At 64.9% G+C, this 20596-nt stretch carries 21 protein-coding genes; 8 read left to right on the top strand and 13 right to left on the bottom strand.

Translation table 11 applies throughout. From position 1 onward, the window contains the following. Position 1: 1 nt before the first annotated feature. Positions 2-493, bottom strand: a complete 492-nt coding sequence (locus AC3WL8_RS07875) for a (2Fe-2S)-binding protein (RefSeq protein ID WP_492378100.1) — start codon at positions 491-493, stop codon at positions 2-4. Between the two features lie 121 nt (positions 494-614). Then, on the bottom strand, positions 615-1094 hold the full coding sequence (locus tag AC3WL8_RS07870) for an SRPBCC family protein (RefSeq protein WP_011615257.1): 480 nt from the start codon (positions 1092-1094) through the stop codon (positions 615-617). A 479-nt stretch (positions 1095-1573) separates the two neighbouring features. Between AC3WL8_RS07870 and AC3WL8_RS07865 the strand changes: the two genes are divergently transcribed. From AC3WL8_RS07865 to AC3WL8_RS07850, 4 genes are all read left to right on the top strand, one after another. Then, positions 1574-2758 carry an acetyl-CoA C-acyltransferase gene (locus AC3WL8_RS07865; protein ID WP_211981745.1) on the top strand — a complete coding sequence of 395 codons (1185 nt, stop codon included), beginning with the start codon at positions 1574-1576 and terminating at the stop codon, positions 2756-2758. A 28-nt stretch (positions 2759-2786) separates the two neighbouring features. Next, positions 2787-3578, top strand: a complete 792-nt coding sequence (locus tag AC3WL8_RS07860) for an enoyl-CoA hydratase/isomerase family protein (protein WP_211981746.1) — start codon at positions 2787-2789, stop codon at positions 3576-3578. A gap of 2 nt (positions 3579-3580) precedes the next feature. Next, entirely contained in the window at positions 3581-5518 is a 1938-nt protein-coding gene (locus tag AC3WL8_RS07855) for an acyl-CoA synthetase (protein ID WP_211981747.1), read from the top strand. A 118-nt stretch (positions 5519-5636) separates the two neighbouring features. Continuing rightward, positions 5637-6638 carry a tripartite tricarboxylate transporter substrate binding protein gene (locus tag AC3WL8_RS07850; protein ID WP_211981748.1) on the top strand — a complete coding sequence of 334 codons (1002 nt, stop codon included), beginning with the start codon at positions 5637-5639 and terminating at the stop codon, positions 6636-6638. Positions 6639-6675: 37 nt separating this feature from the next. On the opposite strand, the gene AC3WL8_RS07845 is transcribed toward AC3WL8_RS07850, so the two are convergent. The 5 genes from AC3WL8_RS07845 to AC3WL8_RS07825 form a co-directional block, all read right to left on the bottom strand. Continuing rightward, complete coding sequence (locus AC3WL8_RS07845) at positions 6676-7485, bottom strand: oxepin-CoA hydrolase, alternative type (protein ID WP_211981751.1); 810 nt, start codon at positions 7483-7485, stop codon at positions 6676-6678. A gap of 38 nt (positions 7486-7523) precedes the next feature. Further along, positions 7524-8462 (bottom strand): 2-dehydropantoate 2-reductase, encoded by a 939-nt coding sequence (locus AC3WL8_RS07840; protein ID WP_211981754.1) that lies wholly within the window; start codon positions 8460-8462, stop codon positions 7524-7526. Beyond that, positions 8459-8932, bottom strand: coding sequence for a MaoC family dehydratase (locus AC3WL8_RS07835; protein ID WP_114130565.1), 474 nt, complete (start codon positions 8930-8932; stop codon positions 8459-8461). The genes AC3WL8_RS07840 and AC3WL8_RS07835 overlap by 4 nt, the downstream gene beginning before the upstream one ends. A 69-nt stretch (positions 8933-9001) precedes the next feature. Next, a complete protein-coding gene (locus tag AC3WL8_RS07830; RefSeq protein ID WP_211981756.1) occupies positions 9002-10189 on the bottom strand; it encodes a thiolase family protein in 1188 nt (395 codons plus the stop codon). Positions 10190-10305: 116 nt separating this feature from the next. After that, on the bottom strand, positions 10306-10794 hold the full coding sequence (locus AC3WL8_RS07825; RefSeq protein WP_211981759.1) for a winged helix-turn-helix transcriptional regulator: 489 nt from the start codon (positions 10792-10794) through the stop codon (positions 10306-10308). A 292-nt stretch (positions 10795-11086) separates the two neighbouring features. Between AC3WL8_RS07825 and AC3WL8_RS07820 the strand changes: the two genes are divergently transcribed. Continuing rightward, positions 11087-11863: an enoyl-CoA hydratase gene (locus AC3WL8_RS07820; protein WP_492378099.1), complete on the top strand. Its 777-nt coding sequence runs from the start codon at positions 11087-11089 to the stop codon at positions 11861-11863. A 32-nt stretch (positions 11864-11895) separates the two neighbouring features. Here AC3WL8_RS07820 and AC3WL8_RS07815 read toward each other — a convergent pair whose 3' ends face one another. Together AC3WL8_RS07815 and AC3WL8_RS07810 are read right to left on the bottom strand one after the other, a co-directional pair. Then, entirely contained in the window at positions 11896-12330 is a 435-nt protein-coding gene (locus AC3WL8_RS07815; protein WP_211981763.1) for a MarR family winged helix-turn-helix transcriptional regulator, read from the bottom strand. Positions 12331-12463: 133 nt separating this feature from the next. Beyond that, the gene (locus AC3WL8_RS07810; protein ID WP_211981765.1) at positions 12464-13423 is read right to left on the bottom strand and encodes a GlxA family transcriptional regulator; all 960 of its coding nucleotides are present in this window, start codon (positions 13421-13423) and stop codon (positions 12464-12466) included. A gap of 123 nt (positions 13424-13546) precedes the next feature. On the opposite strand from AC3WL8_RS07810, the gene AC3WL8_RS07805 reads away from it, so the two are divergent. The 3 genes from AC3WL8_RS07805 (at position 13547) to AC3WL8_RS07795 (ending at position 16183) form a co-directional block, all read left to right on the top strand. Continuing rightward, positions 13547-13936 (top strand): MAPEG family protein, encoded by a 390-nt coding sequence (locus AC3WL8_RS07805; protein WP_492378098.1) that lies wholly within the window; start codon positions 13547-13549, stop codon positions 13934-13936. Between the two features lie 72 nt (positions 13937-14008). Further along, positions 14009-14830, top strand: coding sequence for an alpha/beta fold hydrolase (locus AC3WL8_RS07800; RefSeq protein WP_492378097.1), 822 nt, complete (start codon positions 14009-14011; stop codon positions 14828-14830). A gap of 33 nt (positions 14831-14863) precedes the next feature. Continuing rightward, positions 14864-16183, top strand: a complete 1320-nt coding sequence (locus tag AC3WL8_RS07795) for an epoxide hydrolase family protein (RefSeq protein ID WP_211981770.1) — start codon at positions 14864-14866, stop codon at positions 16181-16183. A 209-nt stretch (positions 16184-16392) separates the two neighbouring features. Here AC3WL8_RS07795 and AC3WL8_RS07790 read toward each other — a convergent pair whose 3' ends face one another. From AC3WL8_RS07790 to AC3WL8_RS07775, 4 genes are all read right to left on the bottom strand, one after another. Continuing rightward, on the bottom strand, positions 16393-17445 hold the full coding sequence (locus AC3WL8_RS07790; protein ID WP_211981771.1) for an alpha/beta fold hydrolase: 1053 nt from the start codon (positions 17443-17445) through the stop codon (positions 16393-16395). Positions 17446-17603: 158 nt separating this feature from the next. Continuing rightward, positions 17604-17795 carry a hypothetical protein gene (locus AC3WL8_RS07785; protein WP_211981772.1) on the bottom strand — a complete coding sequence of 64 codons (192 nt, stop codon included), beginning with the start codon at positions 17793-17795 and terminating at the stop codon, positions 17604-17606. A 13-nt stretch (positions 17796-17808) separates the two neighbouring features. Beyond that, positions 17809-19407, bottom strand: coding sequence for a DHA2 family efflux MFS transporter permease subunit (locus AC3WL8_RS07780; protein ID WP_371827404.1), 1599 nt, complete (start codon positions 19405-19407; stop codon positions 17809-17811). Next, positions 19407-20513 carry an HlyD family secretion protein gene (locus tag AC3WL8_RS07775; RefSeq protein ID WP_211981773.1) on the bottom strand — a complete coding sequence of 369 codons (1107 nt, stop codon included), beginning with the start codon at positions 20511-20513 and terminating at the stop codon, positions 19407-19409. The genes AC3WL8_RS07780 and AC3WL8_RS07775 overlap by 1 nt, the downstream gene beginning before the upstream one ends. Positions 20514-20596 lie beyond the last annotated feature (83 nt).

Genomic DNA, 20596 nt, shown 5'->3' with positions numbered 1-20596 from the left:
CTCAGGCCTCCTCATGTGTGGCGGACGGCGTTCGCTGCAGCCTGGTCGCGGCAAGAAGAACAGCATCGACGATGTTCTGATACCCGGTGCAGCGGCACAGGTTGCCGTGCAGCGCTTCCCTGACATCGCTTTCGGCCGGCGCAGGCTGGTGCGCAAGCAGCGCTCGTGCCGCAAGCAGCATTCCCGGCGTACAGAAGCCACACTGCAAGCCATGAAGTTCGTTGAAAGCTTGCTTGAGCACGGCTGTCGTGTGGTCGTGCTCCATGCCTTCAATCGTGTGCAGCTCGCAGCCGTCAGTCTGGGCGGCAAGTACGGTGCACGACTTCACTGTCGTTCCGTCCACAAGCACCGTGCAGGCACCGCACTGGGAGGTGTCACAACCGATATGAACGCCGGTCAGGCGTTTCTGGTCCCGCAACAAGTGCACCAGTAGCCGCCTTGGCTCTATCTCGGTGGTACCTGTTACGCCATTGATGGTGTTTTCTATTTTCACAGTCGCCTCTGTGTCTCCGTTAGCGCCTTCAGCATAGGCACCCGTGGTGCCTATAGTATTACGATCATCATACTAAAGGGGCAAAAAAAAATCCCGATGCTCCTCCCAGATCTGCCGAAGCTCATTCAGCGGAAGTTGCCAGCGAACCACCGGGACTTGCCTCCTGGCTTACCAGCTTTTCAAAGCGGGAAAAGAACTCCGCCAGGAACTTGTTCGCCACCGATCCCACCAGACGGGACCCGATCTGTGCGAGCTTTCCTCCCATCTGCGCTGCGGCCACGTAGTGCAGGGAAGTGCCGCCCTCGACGTCTTCCAGACGGATATCGGCGCCCAGCTTGCCGAATCCCGCGACGCCACCGCTGCCGCTGCCTTCGATGTGATAGCCGATGCCCTCCTGGTGGCCGGTAAATCGGGCCGTGCCCTTGAAGCGTGCCTTGATCGGTCCGACAGCCGCAACGATGACTGCGTCATAGTCACCGTCATCCCCCTGCTGGTATTGCTCACATCCCGGCAAACACCGCTGGAATGTCGCCGGATCGTTCAACCGTTTCCAGACCTCTGCCCTGGAAGCCTTGATTACCTGTGCGCCAGTGAATTCCAATGTTTCCCCCTTTCGGTTTCTGCTACTTCCGTCACAGCGGCCGGCCCGGAACCGCGAAGCTCCGCGCCGCTTCGTCACCGCATGGCCGAACACCAATCTATCCAGCGTCTATATCGTAGGGAGCGCGTCGGCGAGCGTCAAGGAACGGGAAGCCGTTTACGCCTAGTGGTAACCCTAGCAACGAAAGCCCTTTCGCTCATCTGGCTGGCACTGCAGTGCCCATACAGGAACAGCTGGTAAACCCGAAATTGCCCAAAGACTTCTTGACGCGGCCAAGACCGCAATCCTAGGATGTAGACAGTGGATACACCGAGCACCAGCGCGAACGCGACTAGCGCGGCAAGGCAGGCCAGGCGTTCAGCCCTTTCAACTCTGCCCACCTTCGTTCCAGTCCCCGGCGCACGCCCCAATGTATCCACTGTCTATATTCGATTCAGCCGACTTCGAACGCCGGCCCCATCCACCTCAAAGGAGAACCCATGTCTCGTGCAGTGATCGTTTCATTTGCCCGCACCCCGATCGGCAAAGCCACCCGAGGCGCCTTCAACATGACCCATGGCGCCACCATGGCGGGCCATGCCATTCAGCATGCCGTCCAGCGTGCGGGGATTGACGGCGCGGAAGTCGAGGACATCATCTTCGGCTGCGGCCAGCCCATCGCCGCCACCGGTGGCAACGTCGCCCGGCAAGGCGGCATCCGCGCGGGCCTGCCGGTGTCCGTCAGTGGCACGACGCTGACCCGCTTCTGCGCATCCGGCTTGCAGGCAGTCGCCTTTGCCGCACAGCGTGTGCTGATCGACAAGGTGCCGGTAATGGTGGCGGGTGGCGTCGAATCGATCAGCCTGTCACAACCGGTCACGCTGAAGGTTGCCCAGCAGGAAGCGTGGCTGGCCAAGAATCGCCCCGATGTTTACCTGCACATGATCGATACGGCTGAAATCCTCGCCGAGCGCTACGGCATGTCGCGGCAGCGCTCAGACGCGTTCGCGCTGCGCAGCCAGCAACTTACTGTGGCAGCTCAGAAGGCCGGCCGCTTCGCGGACGAAATCGTTCCGCTGGCAACGGTCAAGTCGGTGAAGGACAAGGTGACCGGCGAGACTTCGACGGCGGAGTTCCTGCTCGAGGCGGACGAAGGTGTCCGTGCCGACACCACGCTGGAAGGACTGAGCGTGCTGCCTGCCGTAAAGGGCGAGGGTTACCAGGTGACGGCCGGCAATTCGAGCCAGTTGTCTGACGGGGCCGCGGCGCTGGTGGTGATGTCCGAACGTGAGGCCGAACGGCGTGGCCTGGAACCGCTGGGCTACTTCGTCAGCCTGGCCACCGCTGGGGTGGAGCCGGACGAAATGGGCGTCGGCCCGGTCCGCGCAGTCCCGCGCCTGCTGGAACGCAACGAGCTTTCCATCGATGACATCGACCTGTGGGAACTCAACGAAGCCTTTGCCTGCCAGGCGCTGTATTGCATTGACCAGCTTGGCTTGCCGCTGGAGCGCGTCAACGTCAACGGCGGCGCGATTGCCGTCGGTCACCCGTATGGCATGACGGGCGCGCGCCAGGCCGGCCACATCTTGCTGGAAGGACGCCGCCGCAAAGCCAAGTATGGCGTCGTGACCATGTGTGCCGCCGGCGGCATGGGCGCGGCAGGCCTGTTCGAGTTCATCCACTAAGCATGCAAGAGCGACAACGGAGACACCGATGACCGACATCACCGAATACGACACCGTGTTTATCGACCGCGACGGTCCATGCGCCGTCGTCACCATGAACCGGCTGGAAAAATACAACGCGCTCAACACCGGACTGCGCACCGACCTTTACGCGGCGCTGTCGTCGCTGATGACCGACCGGACGGTCCGCGGGATCGTTCTCTGGGGCGGCACCAAGGCCTTCGTGGCCGGCGGCGATATCCCTGAAATGCTGGCGCGCCGCCCGATTGAAGCCTTCGTCCCGACCAGCGGCGCGCCCGACCTGTGGGCGCTGATCCACCACAGCACCATCCCCGTGATCGCCGCCATTGCCGGGCCTTGCTTTGGCGGTGGCCTCGAGCTCGCGATGGCGTGCGACCTGCGCGTGGCTGCGGACAACGCCCTGCTCGGGCAGACCGAAACCAACGTTGGCCTGATACCGGGACGCGGGGGTACCCAGCGGCTGACCCGGCTGGTTGGCGCGACGCGCGCCAAGGAAATGATCTTTACCGGCGAAATCATCAAACCGGACGAGGCTTACCGCATCGGCCTTGTCAACAAGGTGGTGCCTGCGTGCGAATTGCTGGCAGAGGCGAAGGCCTATGTGCACCGTATTGCCGAGAAGTCTCCGCACTCGATCGCGATGGCCAAGCTGATGATCAACAACGGCCAGGATGCCACGCTCGATACGGCGCTGATGCTGGAACAGCTGGCCTTTGCCACGCTCTTCAGCACTGAAGATATGCACGAAGGCGGCGCAGCGTTCCTGGACAAGCGCCGTCCGGTCTACCGGGGAGTATAACCATGACCCAGCTCAACACACGTGTGCAGGCTGCGGCCACCCTCGCGCGACCAGACCCCTACCGCCCCCGGCTGACAGTGACCGCGCTTGCCGATATCCGGCGCTTCGAGCAGACACCGCTTTCCGACCGGCGCCTGCCCGACAGCACTTACGAGCTGCTGCGCCTGGCGCGCGACCGTGCGCCCGAGGCGCCGGCGCTGCATTACTTCACCTCCGGCGACGAGTTGGCCAGGTCGGTCACCATCACCCATGCGCAGATGTTCGGACGCATCACGCAGACCGCCAACCTGCTGCACTCGCTTGGCCTGGGCCCGGATGACGTCATCGGGGTGCTGATGCCCGTGACGCCGGAGTCGCAGTACGCGATCTGGGGCAGCGAAGCGACCGGCATCGCCTGCCCGGTCAACTGGATGCTGGAGCCCGAGATTATTGCGGCGCTGCTGCGCAATGCCGGAGCCAAGGCGGTGATCGCCTATGGCCCCGACCCGGATATCGAAGCCTGGAACAAGGCCATGCTGGTGCGGCGTGAACTGCCTGACGTGAAGCACTGGATCAAGGCGGGCGGCGGTAAGGCAAGCGAGGAAGGTATCTTCGACCTCGACGCCAGCGTTGACCGTTTCGATGACGAGGCGCTTGACAGCAGACGGGTGTTCTCGCCGCAGGATACGGCTTCGATGTTCCATACCGGTGGCACCACCGGCACGCCCAAGCTGGCGCTGCACACGCATGGCAACGAAGTGTCGATGGCATGGGTCAGCGCGATGCAGATCGACGTGCAGCCTGAGGACGTACGCGTCTGCGGGGTGCCGATGTTCCACGTGACAGGGGTGCTTACCAATTGCCTGATGCCGCTGGCCCGTGGCGCATCGGTGGTGCTGCTGACGTCCAGCGGCTGGCGTGATCCGTCGGTGATCCGCAATCTCTGGCAGATCGTCGATCACTTCGGGGTCACCGCGCTGGGCATGGTCCCCAGCGTGGTCAACATGGCGCTGAATATTCCGATCGGCGACGCCGACATCAGCTCCCTCAAGGCGGCCAGCTGCGGTACGGCGCCGCTGTCGGTGGCCGTCGCCGAGGCGTTCGAGCAAAAGACTGGCGCGATGATCTTCGAGGGATACGGGCTGACTGAAGGCACCGCGCTCAGTGCAACCAACCCGCGCTATGGCCAGCGGCGCATCGGCTCCATCGGCCTGCCCATGGCCTACCAGGAGATGAAGGTCGTCAAGGTCGCCGCTGGACACATCCAGCGCGAATGCGAGCCGGGCGAACCTGGCATCGTGGTGGTGCGCGGTCCCAACGTCTTCGGCGGCTACCTGAACCCCGAACAGAACAAGAGCATCTGGTTCGAAGGCGGCTGGTTCAATACCGGCGACCTGGGCTATGTGGACGAGGATGGCTACTTCTGGCTGACCGGCCGGGCCAAGGACCTGATCATCCGCGGCGGCAACAATATCGATCCGCGCATGATCGAAGAGGCGCTGTATCGGCACCCCGAGGTATTCGATGCCGCCGCGGTCGGCCTGCCTGACGCGCATGCCGGGGAACTGCCGGTCGCGTACATCGCGCTCAAGCCGGGCAGCACCTTCCCGCTCGGCCGCATCAAGCACTACGCCTACGAGGTGATCCCGGAACGCGCCGCCGTGCCCAAGCAGTTCTACCTGGTCGACGCCATCCCCAAGACTGCCGTCGGCAAGATCCAGAAGAACACGCTGCGCAGCGACGCAGTACTGCGGGCGCAGCGGCAGATGCTTGCCGAGGTCAACGCGGATACGCCGGTGCCCCTGGTTGATATCCGCATCGAAGACCGGGGCGACCAGGGCATCCTGTCCACGCTGGTGCTGCCCGCCACCCTGAGCAACGAAGACCGGGAGATCGCGGTGGCAACCATCGGCAAGGCGTTCTCGACGCTGACCATCAAATACGCGGTGGTCTACGAATAGCCCGTTCACCGAAGCAGGGCCTCGCCAGAGGCAGTGCAGGCCGGTAGCGCCTCACCCCGACGTATCCGTCACCACGGGTATGAGCTGCCGGCTTGCAGAACCAATAATGGAGACAACCATGACTATCCAGCTTTCGCGCCGGCGCCTGCTGCAGGCGGCGTGCGGCGCCGTGCCGGCAATGCTTGTGCCGTCCTTGCTGCGGGCTGAAGCGCCCTATCCGGGCAAGCCGATCGTCGTCAAGGTCGCATTTCCCGCTGGGGGTCCGGCGGACGAATCGATCCGCGCGGCAGCCGTCGTGATGAAAAGGAGCCTGGGGCAGAACGTTCTTGCCGACAACCTCCCCGGCGCAAGCGGATCGATCTGCGCCATGAACGTGCTGCGCGGCGCCAACGATGGCTACACCTTGCTGGGCACGACCGGCATCGACTTCCTGGTCGCGCCACTTACCATCGCATCGGCGAAGTATTCGCCGGAGAAGTTCAGGCTGGCAGGCTTCAGCGGGATTTCGGACTTCATCCTGGTCTCGAATCCCTCGTTGTCGTTCAAGAACGTCGACGAGGTCATTGCCTACGCGAAGAACCCGAAGAACCGCCCGCTGTCGCTGGCGCATTGGGGCCCCGGCTCGGGACCCCACCTGGTCGGGGCCGACTTCCAGGCCCGCACCGGCGTGCGCTTCCTGGAAGTCCCCTACAAGGGCGCGGCGCCGGTCACCAGCGACATCGCCGGTGCACAGGTAGACCTGACTTTCATTCCCATGGGAGGTCCGACTTACGGGATGATCAAGGCCGGCCGCTTCCGGCCGATCGGTGTCGCCAGCAAGGCCCGGCATCCGTCGTTGCCCGATGTGCCGGCGCTGTCGGAATACAAGGACCTGGCCGACTTCGAGTACAGCCAGTGGGCGGGCGTGCTGGCTCCGCCGAATACACCGGATGCCGTGATGGCACGGGTGGTGGAGGCCATGAATGCGTGGGTGGGCAGCCCGGAAAACCGTACCCGGCGCGCCGTCAATCTCCAGCGCGCGATCGAGCCGATGACCATGGCCCAGGCGCAAGCCTTCCTGAGCAACGAACACGCCAAGCTGACCCGCATTGCCAAGAGCCTCAAGCTGGCCGGGCAATAAGACCGGTAGTAATGCGGTCAGCCCGCCTGTGCCGCGGCTATGCCGAATCGCCGCGGCGCAAGCTGGCAAAATCCGCAGGACGTTTCCCCAGGAAGGCGGCAATGCCCTCCGCGGCTTCGGCGCTGCCCTGGGCCACGGCCATCGCGCCCCTTTCAGCCTCGAGTTGCTCATCGAGCGAGCGCTCGTGCGCATGGCGGCACAGCGCCTTGATTGATCCCAGTGCCTGCTGCGGGCCCTGGGCAAGCCGCACCGCCAGCGCGATCGCCGCCGCGCCGGCCTGGCCCGCCTCAACCAGTTGATTGACGACGCCGAAGTGCTGCAGTTGCTCGGCCGTGATGCGGTCGCCAGTCAACGCCAACTGCGTCAGCACCTGCCGCGAGAGGCTCTGCGCCAGCAGGCCGGTGATGCCGCCATCCGGTGTCAGCCCGACCTTCACATAGGCGATCGAGAACGCTGCGCCGGCGGAAGCCACCAGCAAATCGCAGGCCAGTGCCAGCGAGAAGCCCGCACCTGCCGCACCGCCTTCGACCGCTGCGACGATCGGCTTGGGAAAGTCGCGCAGCTTGCACACCACGTCGTGCAGATGCCCCAGCCTCTCGATGCGTTCCTCGTAGGTCAGTTCGCGCCGCTTGCTGATCAATTCCAGGTCGCCGCCCGCACAGAAGTAGTCGCCGGCCCCGGTCAGCACGATCGCGCCAACCGCCGGATCCTCTGCGGCATTGGCCAGTGCGGCGCGGATATTGTCGTAGAGATCCGCCGCGATGGCGTTGCGTTTGCCCGGATTGTTGATGGCAAGGACCAGCACGTTGCCTTCCGTGCGCTGCAACAGGGAGGAAAAGGTAGTCATGTCGTGATTCGTGATTTCCATGAATGGGCGAAGACTGCTCAGCCAGCAGTCTGGTGCGCAGCGCGCTGGCGCTGATAGACCTGCAGGTGGCAATATGCCGCACGGCTCAATGGAAGCTCATGCCCGTACCCGGCTGCGCGCTTGATGAGGTCGCCGACGATGGCGTCGGCTTCTATGCGTGGGGCGCCCTGCGCAATATCCCGCATCATCGAGGCAGCCCAGGTCGATGCTTCGTCCAGCAGTCGGGCCTGCATGGCAGTGACAACGGGTTCAGGGATGGCATGGCCGTACAGTTGCGCCACCGTGCGGCACTCCGCAATCGCGTCAAGCATCAGGCGGCGGCCATCCTGGGTCTTCATGATGTCCGCCACGGTCCCGCGCATCAGGCATGTCATCACTGCGCCTGCGGCAATCATGACCCACTTGTTCCACAGCTCCTGCCCGATGGCGCCCGATAGCTCACGCGTACCCGGCGCCCCGGACACCAGCGCATGGAAATCCGCGGCCAATGCCGACGCCTGCGCGGCGCGCGGGCCGACTACCAGCCGGTCCATGCGGCCGGCGTGCACGACGGTTCCGTCCGCCGCCAGCGTTGTCGCGATGTATGCGACTCCACCAAGCACGCGCTGCCTGCCAAAGCACTGGTCGAGCCGGTCATAGGCGTCAAGGCCGTTGAGCAGAGGCAATACCGCAGTGTCCCGGCCAACGGCCGGGCTGATGGTCTGGATCGCGTCGGCAAGGTCGTAGGCCTTGCATGCCAGCAGGACCAGGTCGAACTGCGCGGCGACCTGACCGGACAGGACCATTTTTACCGGGCGATGGAAGTCGCCGAGTTCGCTACGCACGGCCAGGCCAACCCGTTCCAGTGCCCGCGCGCGGCCGGGCCGCAACATGAAGGTGACATCTGCGCCCGCTTCGATCAGGCGCGCGCCATAGTAGCCGCCCATGGCCCCAGCACCGAGTACAAGGATCTTCATGATGCCTCTGCCTGCGCGGCGGCTGCGGGGCGTCGCTGGACGATCAGGTTGGCGGTGAAAACCTGCACTGGCTCGTCGGCCTGGTTGAAGGTTGTGGTACGCACCTTCACGATGCCCTGGTCGGGGCGCGATTTCGAAATCCGCACTTCCAGTATCTCGCTCTCGATATGCAGTTCATCGCCGGGGCGTACCGGTTTTGGCCAGCGCAGTTCCTCGAAGCCCGCGCCGAGGATGCCGCCTGCGGGCCGGAATTCGCCGTCGACCAGCAGGCGCATCGTCAGCGCAGCGGTATGCCAACCGCTCGCAGCCAGTCCACGAAATAGCGTGTCGCGGGCGGCTGCTTCATCGAGATGGAAAGGCTGCGGGTCGAACTCGGCAGCAAAGGCCTTGATCCTTTCAGGCTCGACGGTCAGACGTCCCGAACCGTATTTCTGGCCCGCCGCGAGGTCCTCAATGTATTGAATGTTCATTTTTGCTCCTCCAGAAGATTTGCCGCTGATCTCACCGATGCATGCACGCCCGTTACGGGAACAGACGGATCAGGCCAGCGCCTCGAGCGCCAGCGCAATCCCTTGTCCGCCGCCGATGCACAGCGTGACGATGCCGCGCCGTATGCCGTCGGCCCGCATGGCATGAAGCAGCCGAGTCGTCAGCACCGCGCCGGTCGCACCGATCGGATGGCCGTGGGCAATGGCGCCACCGTCGACGTTGATGATGTCGTGCGGCAATCCGAGCTCCACCGCGACAGCCAGCGGCACCGCGGCAAATGCTTCGTTGATCTCGATGCGTTCAATGTCGCCCAGCTCCCAGCCGGCGCGTTGCAGCGCCTGCCGCACCGCCGGGACCGGGCCCAGCCCGAACATGCCGGGCTCCACGGCCCCGACACCGTAAGCGACCAATCGTCCCAACGGCTCCAGCCCCCTGGCTTCAGCCAGCGAACGTTCGGCAATGATCATGGCCGCTGCGCCGCTGTTGAGCCCGGGCGCATTGCCGGCGGTAATCGTGCCGTCCGGGCGAAACGCCGGCTTGAGCCGGCCAAGCGTATCGAGGCTGGTATCAGGACGGTTGGCTTCGTCCACTTCGAACATGGCCGTACCGCCCTTCCCCTTGATGGTCACCCCGGCAATCTGGCCGGTGAATCGCCCATTCGCCTGCGCCAGCGCGAAATTTCGCTGCGAACGCTCGGCCCAGCGGTCCTGGGCCTCGCGGGTCAGCGCGTAGCGGGCGACAAGGTCCTCGGTATGCCATCCGGAGTGCTCACCGGAGAAGGCGTCAAACAGGCCGTCGTGCAGCATGCTGTCGTACAGGACGGAATCGCCCATGCGCTGCCCCCAGCGGCCGGACGGCATCAGGTAAGGCGCACGGTCCATGTTCTCCGTGCCGCCGGCGACAGCGATGTCGACATAGCCGAGCCGCACCTCGTCCGCGGCCGTTGCAATCGCCTGCGCTCCCGAGCCGCAGACGCGGTTGACGGTCATCGCGGGAACCGAAACTGGCAGCCCTGCGCCGATGGCAGCCTGCCGGGCCGGGTTCATGCGGTTGCCGGCCTGGATCACGTTTCCGAACACCACGCTGCCGACCTCGCCTGGATCGATTCCCGCCCGTGCCACGGTTGCCCGTATCGCCGCGGCGCCGATATCAGCCGCCGGAACGGCCTTCAGTGAGCCGTTGTAGGCGCCAATGGCGGTACGCACCGGTTGGCACAGCACGACATCTCTTGCATGCATCGCATTCTCCCTACCAAACAACCAGTTTCAATCGGCCGCACGCACTCCATGCGGTATGCGCCCGGTGGCCGGGCCTTGAAGGTTGGAACAAGAATTAGCTGCGCGGGAAATCCGGCTCAGGCTTCTGCCGAGCGCGACAGCCGCTGGCGCACGCGGTCGCTGGCGGCGGGGCCGGGCGCAAGGTAATAGTCGGCATCGGTGACCGGGCGCCCGTTGGCGGCGTCGACCAGCACAGGCTCCACGCGCGCGCCGGTGCGCCGGTTGGCCAACTGCACGCTCTCGCCTTCGGGCGCGAGATGCTTGTTGCCCCAAGCCAGCATCGCCAGCAGCACCTGGCGGAAATCGCGCCCGCGCTCGGTCAGGATGTACTCGGAGCGGGGTGGCCGGTCGCAGTACTGGCGACGCTCCAGCATGCCTTCTTCAACAAGTGAGTTCAGGCGACGGGTGAGCATATTGGGCGCGATAGCCAGGTTTTGCTGGAACTCGTCGAACCGGGTCACGCCGTAAAAGGCTTCGCGCAGGATCAATACGCTCCAGCTGTCGGCAACGCGGGCCGCGGTGCGCGCGATCGGACACGGCGTTTCGCCCAGTGGCTTCTTCTGCATGATTGGCTTCCTCGAAAGACCTACTTGCTATCGATTTGATAGTTAGTCTAGAGTAGTCACTATCAGCATGCAAGTCCGGTTTCCGCTTGTGCTGTATTCCGCGCCTATCAGGCACTGCAAGCACGCGTCTGCCCACACCGTCTGTGTGGAGGACGCTGCCCCAGGTGCTGATTCCGCACGCTGCGCGCCCTCAACCATTTACTTCGCATGCGAACCACCTATATACTTCGCATGCGAACTTAATCGCGATGCGTGCACGGCAGGCGTGCAACTCTCACCTGGAGACCGACCAATGACCCCGGAAATCCGCGTTGACCTCACCGGCGGCGTGCTGACCCTAACGCTTGCCCGGCCGGACAAGATGAACGCCTTGACGAACGAGATGTACGGCGCACTTGCCGATACTATCGAGCAGGCACAGCAGAACCGGGCTATCCGGGTATTGCTGTTGCAGGGGGACGGGAACACCTTTACCGCCGGCAATGATCTCGGCGAATTCGCGGCGATCGCCTCGGGAAATGGCCCCAGCGAACGTCACGTGCATCGTTTCCTGCGCGCCCTTGCCAATTCGACCGTACCGATTGTCGCCGCGGTCAATGGCAAGGCCGTCGGCGTCGGGACCACCATGCTGCTGCATTGTGATTACGTCGTGCTCGGCCAGGACGCGCAACTGATCACGCCTTTCGTCAATCTCGCACTGGTTCCCGAAGCGGCTTCGAGTTACCTGCTCCCGCTGCGGATCGGACACGTCAGGGCCTTCGAGATGTTCGCGCTGGGCGAGCCGCTTGACGCGCAAACCGCCGTGGCATGGGGCATTGCGAACAAGGTTTGCGCCAATGACCAGCTGCGCACGGATGCGCGCCGGATGGCCGAGAAGATTGCCGCCAGGCCGGCGGGCTCCCTGAGCGCAATGAAACAGCTCATGCGTGATGCGGAAAAACTGCTTGCGCAGATGAACAGCGAAAGCGCCAGGTTCGAGGAGCGGCTGGCCAGTGCGGAAGCCCGGGAAGCATTCTCGGCCTTCGCCGAAAAACGCAAACCAGACTTCACCAGGGTTGCCGGGCAGTAAGTCGACTGCCTCGCTTTCCGGCCGCTGCCAGGCTACGCCTCGCCCTCGTCCGCGGCCGGAAACTTTGTCTGCAGGCTGGTCAGCCAGCGCGCCACCACGTCGATCTCGGCGGCGGTGAAACCTTCGGTCAGCCTGGCATTCAATACCTTCATGCTCGCCTTGGAACGCTGGCGCGCCAGGCGCCCTGCCTCCGTCAGCCACAGGCGCGAGGCACGGCCATCGTTCTCGTCCGGCCGGCGCTCGATCAGGCCGGCCCTTTCGGTCCGCTCCGCCAGGCCGCTCATCCCAGGCGCACCCAGGTCCAGCGCCGCGGCAGCCTCGCTCGTCAGCGCGCCATCGTTGCTGCCCAGGAAGAAAAGCAGTCCGGCCTGGGCTGATGTCACGCCACCCGCGGCAGTGCGCGCTTGTGACCAGCGGTGCAGGCGCCGCTGGCCCACGTTCAACAGGTAGACGAGGCGATGTTCCATGTCTGGTGCGCTATAAATGATGAGATTTCGTTCGCATGCGAATATTATCATGCGCCGGTGTCCCGAATAGCGTGAAGCGCAGCGCCCGGCCTGCACTTGCATTGATGCGAAGCTGTCGCCGTGCCGCCCTCCGTCACACGGCGGCCGACTCCGCGATGCGCCGCGCACGGGCGGCACGCTTGAGGGCTTGCGGCGGCTCGCCGAAGATCCGCAGGAACGCTCGCCGCATGCGCTCCGGGTCGGAGAAGCCGGTCTTGCTCGCGATGCGCTCGATTGTCAGCGCGTCGGCTTCCACGAGCACGCGGGCCATGTCGGCGCGCAAGCGCTCGATGGCACGTGCCGGGGATTGGCCCGTGCTCTGCCGGAACTCGCGGCTGAAATGTCGCGGGCTCATGTTGGCGGCGCTGGCGAGCTGCTCCACCGACAAATCCTGGTGCAGATGATTCCTGGCGTAGGTCAATGCCGCTTGTATGCGGTCTGACTTCGATTCCAGTTCCGACAGCATCGAGAACTGCGACTGCCCCCCGGCACGGCGGTGATGAACGACGAGCTTCTTCGCGACCGCCCGCGACACATCGGTCCCGAGGTCTTGCTCCACCAGCGCCAGTGCAAGGTCGATGCATGCCGTCATGCCGGCCGATGTCCACACCGTTCCGTCCCGAACAAAGATTCGGTCCTCCTCGACGCGCACCGCAGGAAAGCGCTGCTGGAGCGTCCTGGCATAGAGCCAATGCGTAGTAGCCCGCCGGCCGTTCAGGATGCCGGCCTCGGCAAAGATGAATGCCCCTGTGCAGATGCTGGCCATGCGCCTGGTCGGCTCGAGTGCCTCGCCAAGCAAGCGCAGCAGCCTGGGCGATGCCGCCGGCACGGAGGAAGCGCCCCCAACCATCAGCGTGTCGTAGGCCAGCGGATCCATCGCGGTGGTCTGGATCGCCGCGCCCATTGAACTCTGCACGGCCCCGCCGCTTTCCGAGACCACATGGATTTCGTAGGCGGGAACCCGCACTTCGAGGTTCGCCATCTCGAAGACTGACGCCGCCGCCATATCGAGCATCTGAAAGCCGGGGAAGAGGGCGAGTCCGATTCGGTTCATGTTGTCCTGAAACGAGGGAAGTTCGTCGTTCAGGACAAAGGCTAGGACCCTATGCTGAAACTGTCAATCCACTCCCGATGGACTTCTCCCAATGAGCGCTATCGACCATGCACAAGGTACCGAATGAACATCATCGCGTTGGCCTGCACAGCTGTCCTCGGTCTGCTTCTGTTCTCACTCGGACTCGCCACCTCGGTGCAGCGGTCCAGGATCGGCGTGCTGAGCGGCTACCCATCCGAGCCTGATCAACTGCTGGCACGGCTGATTCGCGCTCACGGCAACACCACCGAGTACGCGCCGTTCCTTGCGGTGCTCTTCCTGTACCTCGGCACTCAATATCCGCCTGGCTGGGCGGTCTGGTGCATGGCAGGTGCAACCGCCTGCCGCGTGCTCCTGGTGGTTGCACTGCTTGCCTGGCCCTCCATGTCCCTGCCGAATCCGGCCCGCGCGGTTGGTGCCCTGGGAACCTATGCCTTCGGGACAGCCCTTTGCGTGGCCGCCCTCACCGTCTGACCCGGGCTGCCGATGCCGGCAGGGCGGCCACCGTCCAATTCCATTAGTACCTGACCCTTAAGGGGGAATCGCATGAGGACATTGAAAACGTTCATCAGGACTGCAGCGCTTGTTGCCACCGTCAGCAGCCTTGCAGCCGCTGCGAGCACAGCCGCAGCCGCACCGGCTGCGGACAGCCGCACTACCACGGTGGTGTTCGTGCACGGCGCCTTTGCCGACGGATCGGCCTGGGACAAGGTCATTGCCCTGCTCCAGTCCAGGGGGCTTCATGTTGTATCGGTCCAGAACCCGCTGTCTTCCCTGGCCGACGACGTGGCCGCCACGCGCCGCGCGCTCGACATGCAGGCCGGACCGGTCGTGCTGGTGGGGCATTCCTGGGGCGGTGCGGTGATCTCTGAAGTCGGACAGCATGAGCGCGTCAAGGCCCTGGTCTATGTCGCAGCGTTTGCACCTTCGGAAAACCAGTCGGTGGCGGACCTGGCCAAGGACTACCCGAAACCCGAGGGATCCAACTTCATCGTCGCTGACAAGGACGGATTCCTGACGCTGACACCCGAGGGGATGTCCAAACACTTCGCCCAGGACGTGCCGGCGGCCCAGACCCGGATCATGGCGGCGACACAGGGACCCGTCAGCGGCAAGAGCTTCGAGGACAAGGTCACGGTTGCCGCATGGCGGACCAGGCCGTCCTGGTACATCCTCAGCGAGCAGGATCACATGATCCAGCCCGCCTTGCAGAAAGCGATGGCACAGAAGATCTCCGCCCGCATCGTGACACTACCGACGAGCCACGTACCGCAGCTGTCAAGGCCGAAGCAGGTTGCGGACGCCATCTACGCCGCCGCGGTGTATCAGCCGAAACCCGACGTGCACCCGCCAAAACCACGCCGCTGACCGGATTCCACTTTCCCTCTACCTGGTATCGATATGAAACTCCGCGTAACACGCACTGCACCTGCCATCGCCACGCTCGCTTTATGCCTGGCTCAATTGGCCTTGCCAAGCCACGCCCAGGCGTTGCCGGCCGCCGAAGGCGGCGCAATCCCGCAACGCGCGGCGGCCGAAGACGCATCCATTCGCCCCTTCCACGCCAGCTTCCCGCAAGCGGCACTGACCGACCTGCGCCAGCGTATCGCCGCCACGCGCTGGCCGGACCGCGAGACGGTATCCGATCAATCGCAGGGCGTGCAGCTGGCGAAGATCCAGGAACTGGTGCGCTATTGGGGCAACGACTACGACTGGTTCAAGGCAGAGCAAAAGCTGAACGCCTACCCCCAGTTCGTTACCAGGATCGACGGACTCGACATCCACTTCCTTCATGTGCGATCGCGCCATCCCAATGCGCTGCCGCTCGTCATCACCCACGGTTGGCCGGGCTCGGTCTTTGAACTGCTGAAGGTGATTGGCCCGCTCACCGATCCCACCGCCTATGGCGGCCGTGCCGAGGACGCCTTCGATGTAGTGATTCCGTCGATGCCCGGCTACGGCTTCTCCGGCAAACCCGTCGGCACCGGCTGGGGCCCCGACCGCATTGCAGGCGCGTGGGATGTGTTGATGAAGCGGCTGGGCTACACACGCTATGTGTCACAGGGCGGCGACTGGGGCTCGGTCGTGGCGCATGCGCAGGGCCGCCAGGCGCCACAGGGATTGCTCGGCATTCACGTCAATATGCCCGCCACCGTGCCAGCGGACGTCGCCCGCGCGCTGAAGAACGGCGAAGCGGCGCCGGCCGGCCTGTCCGCCGCCGAAAAGTCAGCATTCGAGTCGATGAACAAGTTGTATACGCTGGGCGGCGGCTATGCCGCGATGATGGTGACCCGCCCACAGACCGTGGGCTATGGCCTGGCAGATTCCCCCGCAGGGCAGGCGGCATGGATGTATGACAAGTTTGCCGCCTGGACCTTCAGCGGAGGCAATCCCGAGCGCTCGCTGACCAGGGACGAGATGCTCGACGACATCACGCTCTACTGGCTCACCAACAGCGCCACGTCGTCCGCACAGCTATATTGGGAGAACAACACCAACAACTTCAACGCAGCGGAGCAGATGACAGGACAGATCAAGGTGCCTGTAGGCGTGACGGTATTTCCCGGCGAGCTCTATCAAGCCCCGCGCACCTGGGCCGAGCGCGCCTACCCCAGGCTGACCTACTTCAACAAGGTCGACAAGGGAGGCCACTTCGCGGCATGGGAAGAGCCGCAGCTGTTCGCTCAAGAGCTGCGCGCAGCGTTCAGGTCTCTGCGCTGAGCGCGGCAGGCGGGCGGCGGCGGGTGCTGGGGCATGGCAATGCCCGCAGCGCCCGGGCCGCCCTTGTTTCGTGCCCGCTTATCCGGGCGCATGGTCCGGGGCATGCCGGACCATGCGCACCGATGGCCTGCGCCACCCAGCTCCGATGCCAGCGCCGACAGCGTCATGGCAGCCAGTATCAGCAATCTGCGCATTGCGCCCCTCATGCGTCAGCGCCTGTCTACATCGAGCACCGCCTGCGCAAATGCGGTGGGCGCTTCCTGCGGCGGGTTGTGGCCGATCCCGCCCGTCAGGTTCCGGTGCTCGTAGCGGCCCGTGAACTTGCTGGCATAGGCGCTCGGCTCGGGGTGCGGCGCGCCGTTGGCATCGCCTTCCATGGTGATGGTGGGCACGCCGATGGCGGGCGCCGTGGCGAGCCGCTTCTCGAAGTCGTCGAACCTGGCTTCGCCGCTGGCCAACCCCTGCCGCCAGCGGTAGTTGTGGATGGTGATTTCCACGTGGTCGGGATTGTCGAAGGCGGCGGCGCTGCGGTTGAACGTCGCATCATCGAACTGCCATTGCGGCGATGCCAGTTTCCAGATCAGCCTGGCGAACTGGTGCGTGTACTTCTGGTAGCCGGCGCGGCCCCGATCGGTGGAGAAATAGAACTGGTACCACCACTGGAGCTCGGCCTCAGGCGGTAGCGGCTGCTTGCCGGCTGCCTGGTTGCCGATCAGGTAGCCGCTGACCGAGACCAGCCCCCTGCAGCGGTCCGGCCAGATCGCCGCCATGATGTCGGCGGTGCGCGCGCCCCAGTCAAAGCCGGCCACTACGGCATTGCGGATATTCAGCGCGTCCATCAGCGCGATCATGTCGGCGGCTATCGCTACGGGCTGGCCGTTGCGCATGGTGTCGGCAGACAGGAAGGACGTCGAGCCGAAGCCACGCAGGTGGGGAATGATCACCCGATAGCCGCGGGCCGCAAGCAGCGGTGCCACGTCGACAAAGCTGTGGATGTCGTAGGGCCAGCCGTGCAGCAGCAGCGCGACCGGCCCTGTGGCAGGGCCGGCCTCGGCGTAGCCGATATTGAGCACGCCGGCGTTGACGTGCTTGACCGGCGCGAAGCTGGCATGGGTGCCCGGCGTGGTCAAGGGCAGCGCCGGCGCCTTCGACACACCGGTTTGCGCGCGGGCGGCCTGCGGCAGCCCGAACGGCGCGGAGGCCAGCGTCACTGCCGCTGCACCCAGAAAGCCTCGACGAGGTAGATCGACTGTCTTCGACATTTTCTTCTCCTGTTTGCGTGATCAATGTGAGCACGAGTCTAGGCGGCCACGGCACGCGGCATGTGTCGGATTTCAGGGGATTTGTATCGCTGTGTATTGATCCGCGATGGCGACATACTTGGATACAAAGCAGCCCGGCTGACGGACTGCCACGCCAGTCAAGCGGACTCTCCCTGCGGCACGCCTTGCGGCATTGGCCTGTTGCCCTGATCTGGAAGATTGCAATAAGCATTACCTGCACGAGCGCACGCCACACCGTTGTCGCGCGGGCGCTCCCCCGCATAAGCCACCGTGGCGCTCGCCGCGATCAGCGCGGCAGACAGGAAGCGCTTGCACAGACTGATTGTCATGGTCATTCCCTCATCAATGCGCGTCTGCCGACGGACCCTTCGGCGCTCCAACCTTGCGCATCAGCGGCACCATGGCGGTGGCGATCGCGAAGCAGACCAGGATCAGCAGGAAAATGTCGCCAAAGGTCTGGGTCTGCGCCTCGCGCCAGGCCAGCGCCCACAATTGCCTGAGGGCCGCGGTCTGCGCATCGAGGGCATCGTGCCCGACCGCCACGAACTGGTCGCTGATCCCTTGCAACAGGTTGCCCATGGCTTCATTGCGGATGTTCAGGTGCTCTGCCTCGCGCAGGAAGTGCATGTTGCCGCGGTTGTTGAGGGCGGTCGCGCAGGCCGCGATGCCGATGGCCCCGCCCAGGTTGCGCATCAGGTTGAACAGCCCGGACGCAAGCTTGAGCCGCGCCGGCGGCAGGCTGCCCAGGGTCAGTGTCACCGTGGGCGCCACCGCGAACTGCTGGCCCATGCCGCGCAGCGCCTGCGGCAGCAGCAGCTGCGCCGCGCCCCAGTCGTGCGTGATGGGCGCGAAGTACCACATCGACACCGCGAACAGCCCCAGGCCGATCATCATCAGCCAGCGCAGGTCGACCCGGTTGGCCAGGAAGGCATAGAGCGGGATCGACGCCATCTGGAACACGCCGGTGGAAAACACCGCCAGCCCGATATCGAGCGCGCTGAAGCCGCGCACGCGCCCCAGGAACAGCGGCGTCAGGTAGATGGTGGCAAAGATGCCGATGCCGGTGACAAAGGAAAAGAAGCAGCCAAGCGCGAAGTTCCGGTCCTTGAGCGCGCGCAGGTCCACCACGGGGTTGGCATAGGTCAGCGTGCGCCAGATGAAGCCCACGCCCGACAGGCCGGAGATCCAGGCGGTGGCCAGGATCACGTCGTCGCCGAACCAGTCCCAGCGCGGCCCTTCCTCCAGCGTGTATTCGAGGCAACCCAGGAACAGCGCCATCAGCACCATGCCCAGGTAATCGGCACCGCGCACCAGCGACCAGTCGGGCCGGTCGACCTTGACCAGCAGCGGCACGGCGACGGTGACGAAGATGCCCGGCACCAGGTTGATGAAGAACAGCCAGTGCCAGGAATAGTGATCGGTGATCCAGCCGCCGATGGTGGGCCCCAGCGTCGGCGCCAGCGAGGCCAGCCCGCCGACCGTGGCAGCGGCGATGACACGCTGGGGGCCGACGAAGAAGGCAAAGGCCGTGGTGAACACCATCGGGATCATCGAGCCGCCCAGGAAACCCTGCAGCGCCCGGAACACGATCATGCTGTTGATGTCCCACGCCACCCCGCACAGCAGGCTGGCCACCGTGAAGCCCGCCGCGGAGGCGGCGAACAGCCAGCGCGTCGACATCACGCGCGACAGCCAGCCGGACAAGGGAATCACGATGATCTCGGCGATCAGGTAGCTGGTCTGCACCCACACGGTTTCATCGGCGCCGGCCGAGAGCGCGCCGCCGATATCGCGCAACGAGGCGGAGACAATCTGGATATCCAGCAAGGCGATGAACATGCCCACGCACATCGTGCTGAAGGCGAACACCTTGGCGGCAGTGGACATCTCGTCCGGCATCGCCACGGCGGACGCAGGGGTGGTCAGGGTGGCCGTGGTCATCACTGCACCTGCTTGCCTGGCTGCGTGTTGACCTGGGCGATCACCGACAGCCCCGGGCGCAGGACGCCAAGCCGGGCGTCCTGCTCGTCCAGGCGGATCCGCACCGGCACGCGCTGGACGATCTTGGTGAAGTTGCCGGTGGCATTCTCCGGCGGCAACACGCTGAACTGCGCACCGGTGGCCGGCGCCAGGCTGGCGACGTGGCCATGGAAGACCCGCCCCGGCAGCACATCGGCTTCAATTTCGACCGCCATGCCGGGGCGCATGTGCGCCAGTTGCCCTTCCTTGAAGTTGGCGTCCACCCACAGCCCGCTGGCCGGCACGATGGACAGCAACTGGCTGCCGGCACCGGCAAAGGCGCCGACGCGGGCGCGCCGGTTGCCCACGGTGCCATCCACGGGCGCGCGCAGTTCCGTATAGCCAAGATTCAGCTTCGCGATGTCGCGCTCGGCGGTCGCCTGCGCCAGTGACGCCTGCGCCTGCTGCTTCTGCGTGCCGATCACGTCCAGCTGGCGCTGCGCGGCCAGCAGCGCGGCACGCGCCTTCTCGCCATTGGCCTGGGCCTGCTTGTAGTCCGAGTCAGCCTTCTGCGAGCTCTGGATGGAGACAGCCGCCTTCGCCACCAGGCTGGCGTAGCGCACCTGGTCGTCGCGCGCCCGTACGGTGTCTGCATTAGTCGCCGAGATGCCGGCCTTGGCCTGGGCGATGACCGCCTCCTGCAGGCGCGCGGTGGCATCCAGGTTTGCCAGCAGTGCCTGTTGCGCCGCCACGGCGCCTTCGGCCTTGGCCAGTGCGGCGCGGTAGTCGCGGTCGTCGATGCGCACCAGCACATCGCCCGCGTGGACCGTCTGGTTGTCCGTCACCGCGACTTCCGCGATGTAGCCCCCGACCTTGGCGCCGATCACCGTGACATCGCCGCCAACGTAGGCGTCGTCGGTACGCTGCAGGTGGCGAGCCGATGTCCACCAGTGGTAGCCGTATCCGATCGCGGCCAATCCGGCCACAACCAGCGCGCCGGTCGCCAGCAGCCGCTTGGGGCTGGCCTTGGATTTCGAAGCGGGAACGGGTTCGGTACCCGCCCGTTCAGTCAGCGTATTACTGCTCATGGCACTTCCTTTCTGCTTTCAGGACTTATCCCGCCTGCGAGGCGGCATGGGTGGAGGGTTCGGTAGGGTACGGGAGAGTTCGG

It is taken from the genome of Cupriavidus sp. FW305-F7 (assembly GCF_058782875.1).
The sequence above is the reverse complement of the archived record's forward strand: the minus strand, read 5'-3'. Positions and strand labels throughout refer to the sequence as shown.

Excerpts from the sequence above, each read along its gene's own strand:
- AC3WL8_RS07790 (WP_211981771.1), bottom strand. The coding sequence starts at position 17,445 with ATGTCGAAGACAGTCGATCTACCTCGTCGAGGCTTTCTGGGTGCAGCG.
- AC3WL8_RS07815 (WP_211981763.1), bottom strand. The coding sequence starts at position 12,330 with ATGGAACATCGCCTCGTCTACCTGTTGAACGTGGGCCAGCGGCGCCTG.
- AC3WL8_RS07825 (WP_211981759.1), bottom strand. The coding sequence starts at position 10,794 with ATGCAGAAGAAGCCACTGGGCGAAACGCCGTGTCCGATCGCGCGCACC.
- AC3WL8_RS07800 (WP_492378097.1), top strand. The coding sequence starts at position 14,009 with ATGAGGACATTGAAAACGTTCATCAGGACTGCAGCGCTTGTTGCCACC.
- AC3WL8_RS07775 (WP_211981773.1), bottom strand. The coding sequence starts at position 20,513 with ATGAGCAGTAATACGCTGACTGAACGGGCGGGTACCGAACCCGTTCCC.
- AC3WL8_RS07820 (WP_492378099.1), top strand. The coding sequence starts at position 11,087 with ATGACCCCGGAAATCCGCGTTGACCTCACCGGCGGCGTGCTGACCCTA.
- AC3WL8_RS07780 (WP_371827404.1), bottom strand. The coding sequence starts at position 19,407 with ATGACCACGGCCACCCTGACCACCCCTGCGTCCGCCGTGGCGATGCCG.
- AC3WL8_RS07805 (WP_492378098.1), top strand. The coding sequence starts at position 13,547 with ATGAACATCATCGCGTTGGCCTGCACAGCTGTCCTCGGTCTGCTTCTG.
- AC3WL8_RS07855 (WP_211981747.1), top strand. The coding sequence starts at position 3,581 with ATGACCCAGCTCAACACACGTGTGCAGGCTGCGGCCACCCTCGCGCGA.
- AC3WL8_RS07795 (WP_211981770.1), top strand. The coding sequence starts at position 14,864 with ATGAAACTCCGCGTAACACGCACTGCACCTGCCATCGCCACGCTCGCT.
- AC3WL8_RS07840 (WP_211981754.1), bottom strand. The coding sequence starts at position 8,462 with ATGAAGATCCTTGTACTCGGTGCTGGGGCCATGGGCGGCTACTATGGC.
- AC3WL8_RS07865 (WP_211981745.1), top strand. The coding sequence starts at position 1,574 with ATGTCTCGTGCAGTGATCGTTTCATTTGCCCGCACCCCGATCGGCAAA.
- AC3WL8_RS07845 (WP_211981751.1), bottom strand. The coding sequence starts at position 7,485 with ATGACTACCTTTTCCTCCCTGTTGCAGCGCACGGAAGGCAACGTGCTG.
- AC3WL8_RS07830 (WP_211981756.1), bottom strand. The coding sequence starts at position 10,189 with ATGCATGCAAGAGATGTCGTGCTGTGCCAACCGGTGCGTACCGCCATT.
- AC3WL8_RS07810 (WP_211981765.1), bottom strand. The coding sequence starts at position 13,423 with ATGAACCGAATCGGACTCGCCCTCTTCCCCGGCTTTCAGATGCTCGAT.
- AC3WL8_RS07850 (WP_211981748.1), top strand. The coding sequence starts at position 5,637 with ATGACTATCCAGCTTTCGCGCCGGCGCCTGCTGCAGGCGGCGTGCGGC.
- AC3WL8_RS07835 (WP_114130565.1), bottom strand. The coding sequence starts at position 8,932 with ATGAACATTCAATACATTGAGGACCTCGCGGCGGGCCAGAAATACGGT.
- AC3WL8_RS07860 (WP_211981746.1), top strand. The coding sequence starts at position 2,787 with ATGACCGACATCACCGAATACGACACCGTGTTTATCGACCGCGACGGT.
- AC3WL8_RS07785 (WP_211981772.1), bottom strand. The coding sequence starts at position 17,795 with ATGACAATCAGTCTGTGCAAGCGCTTCCTGTCTGCCGCGCTGATCGCG.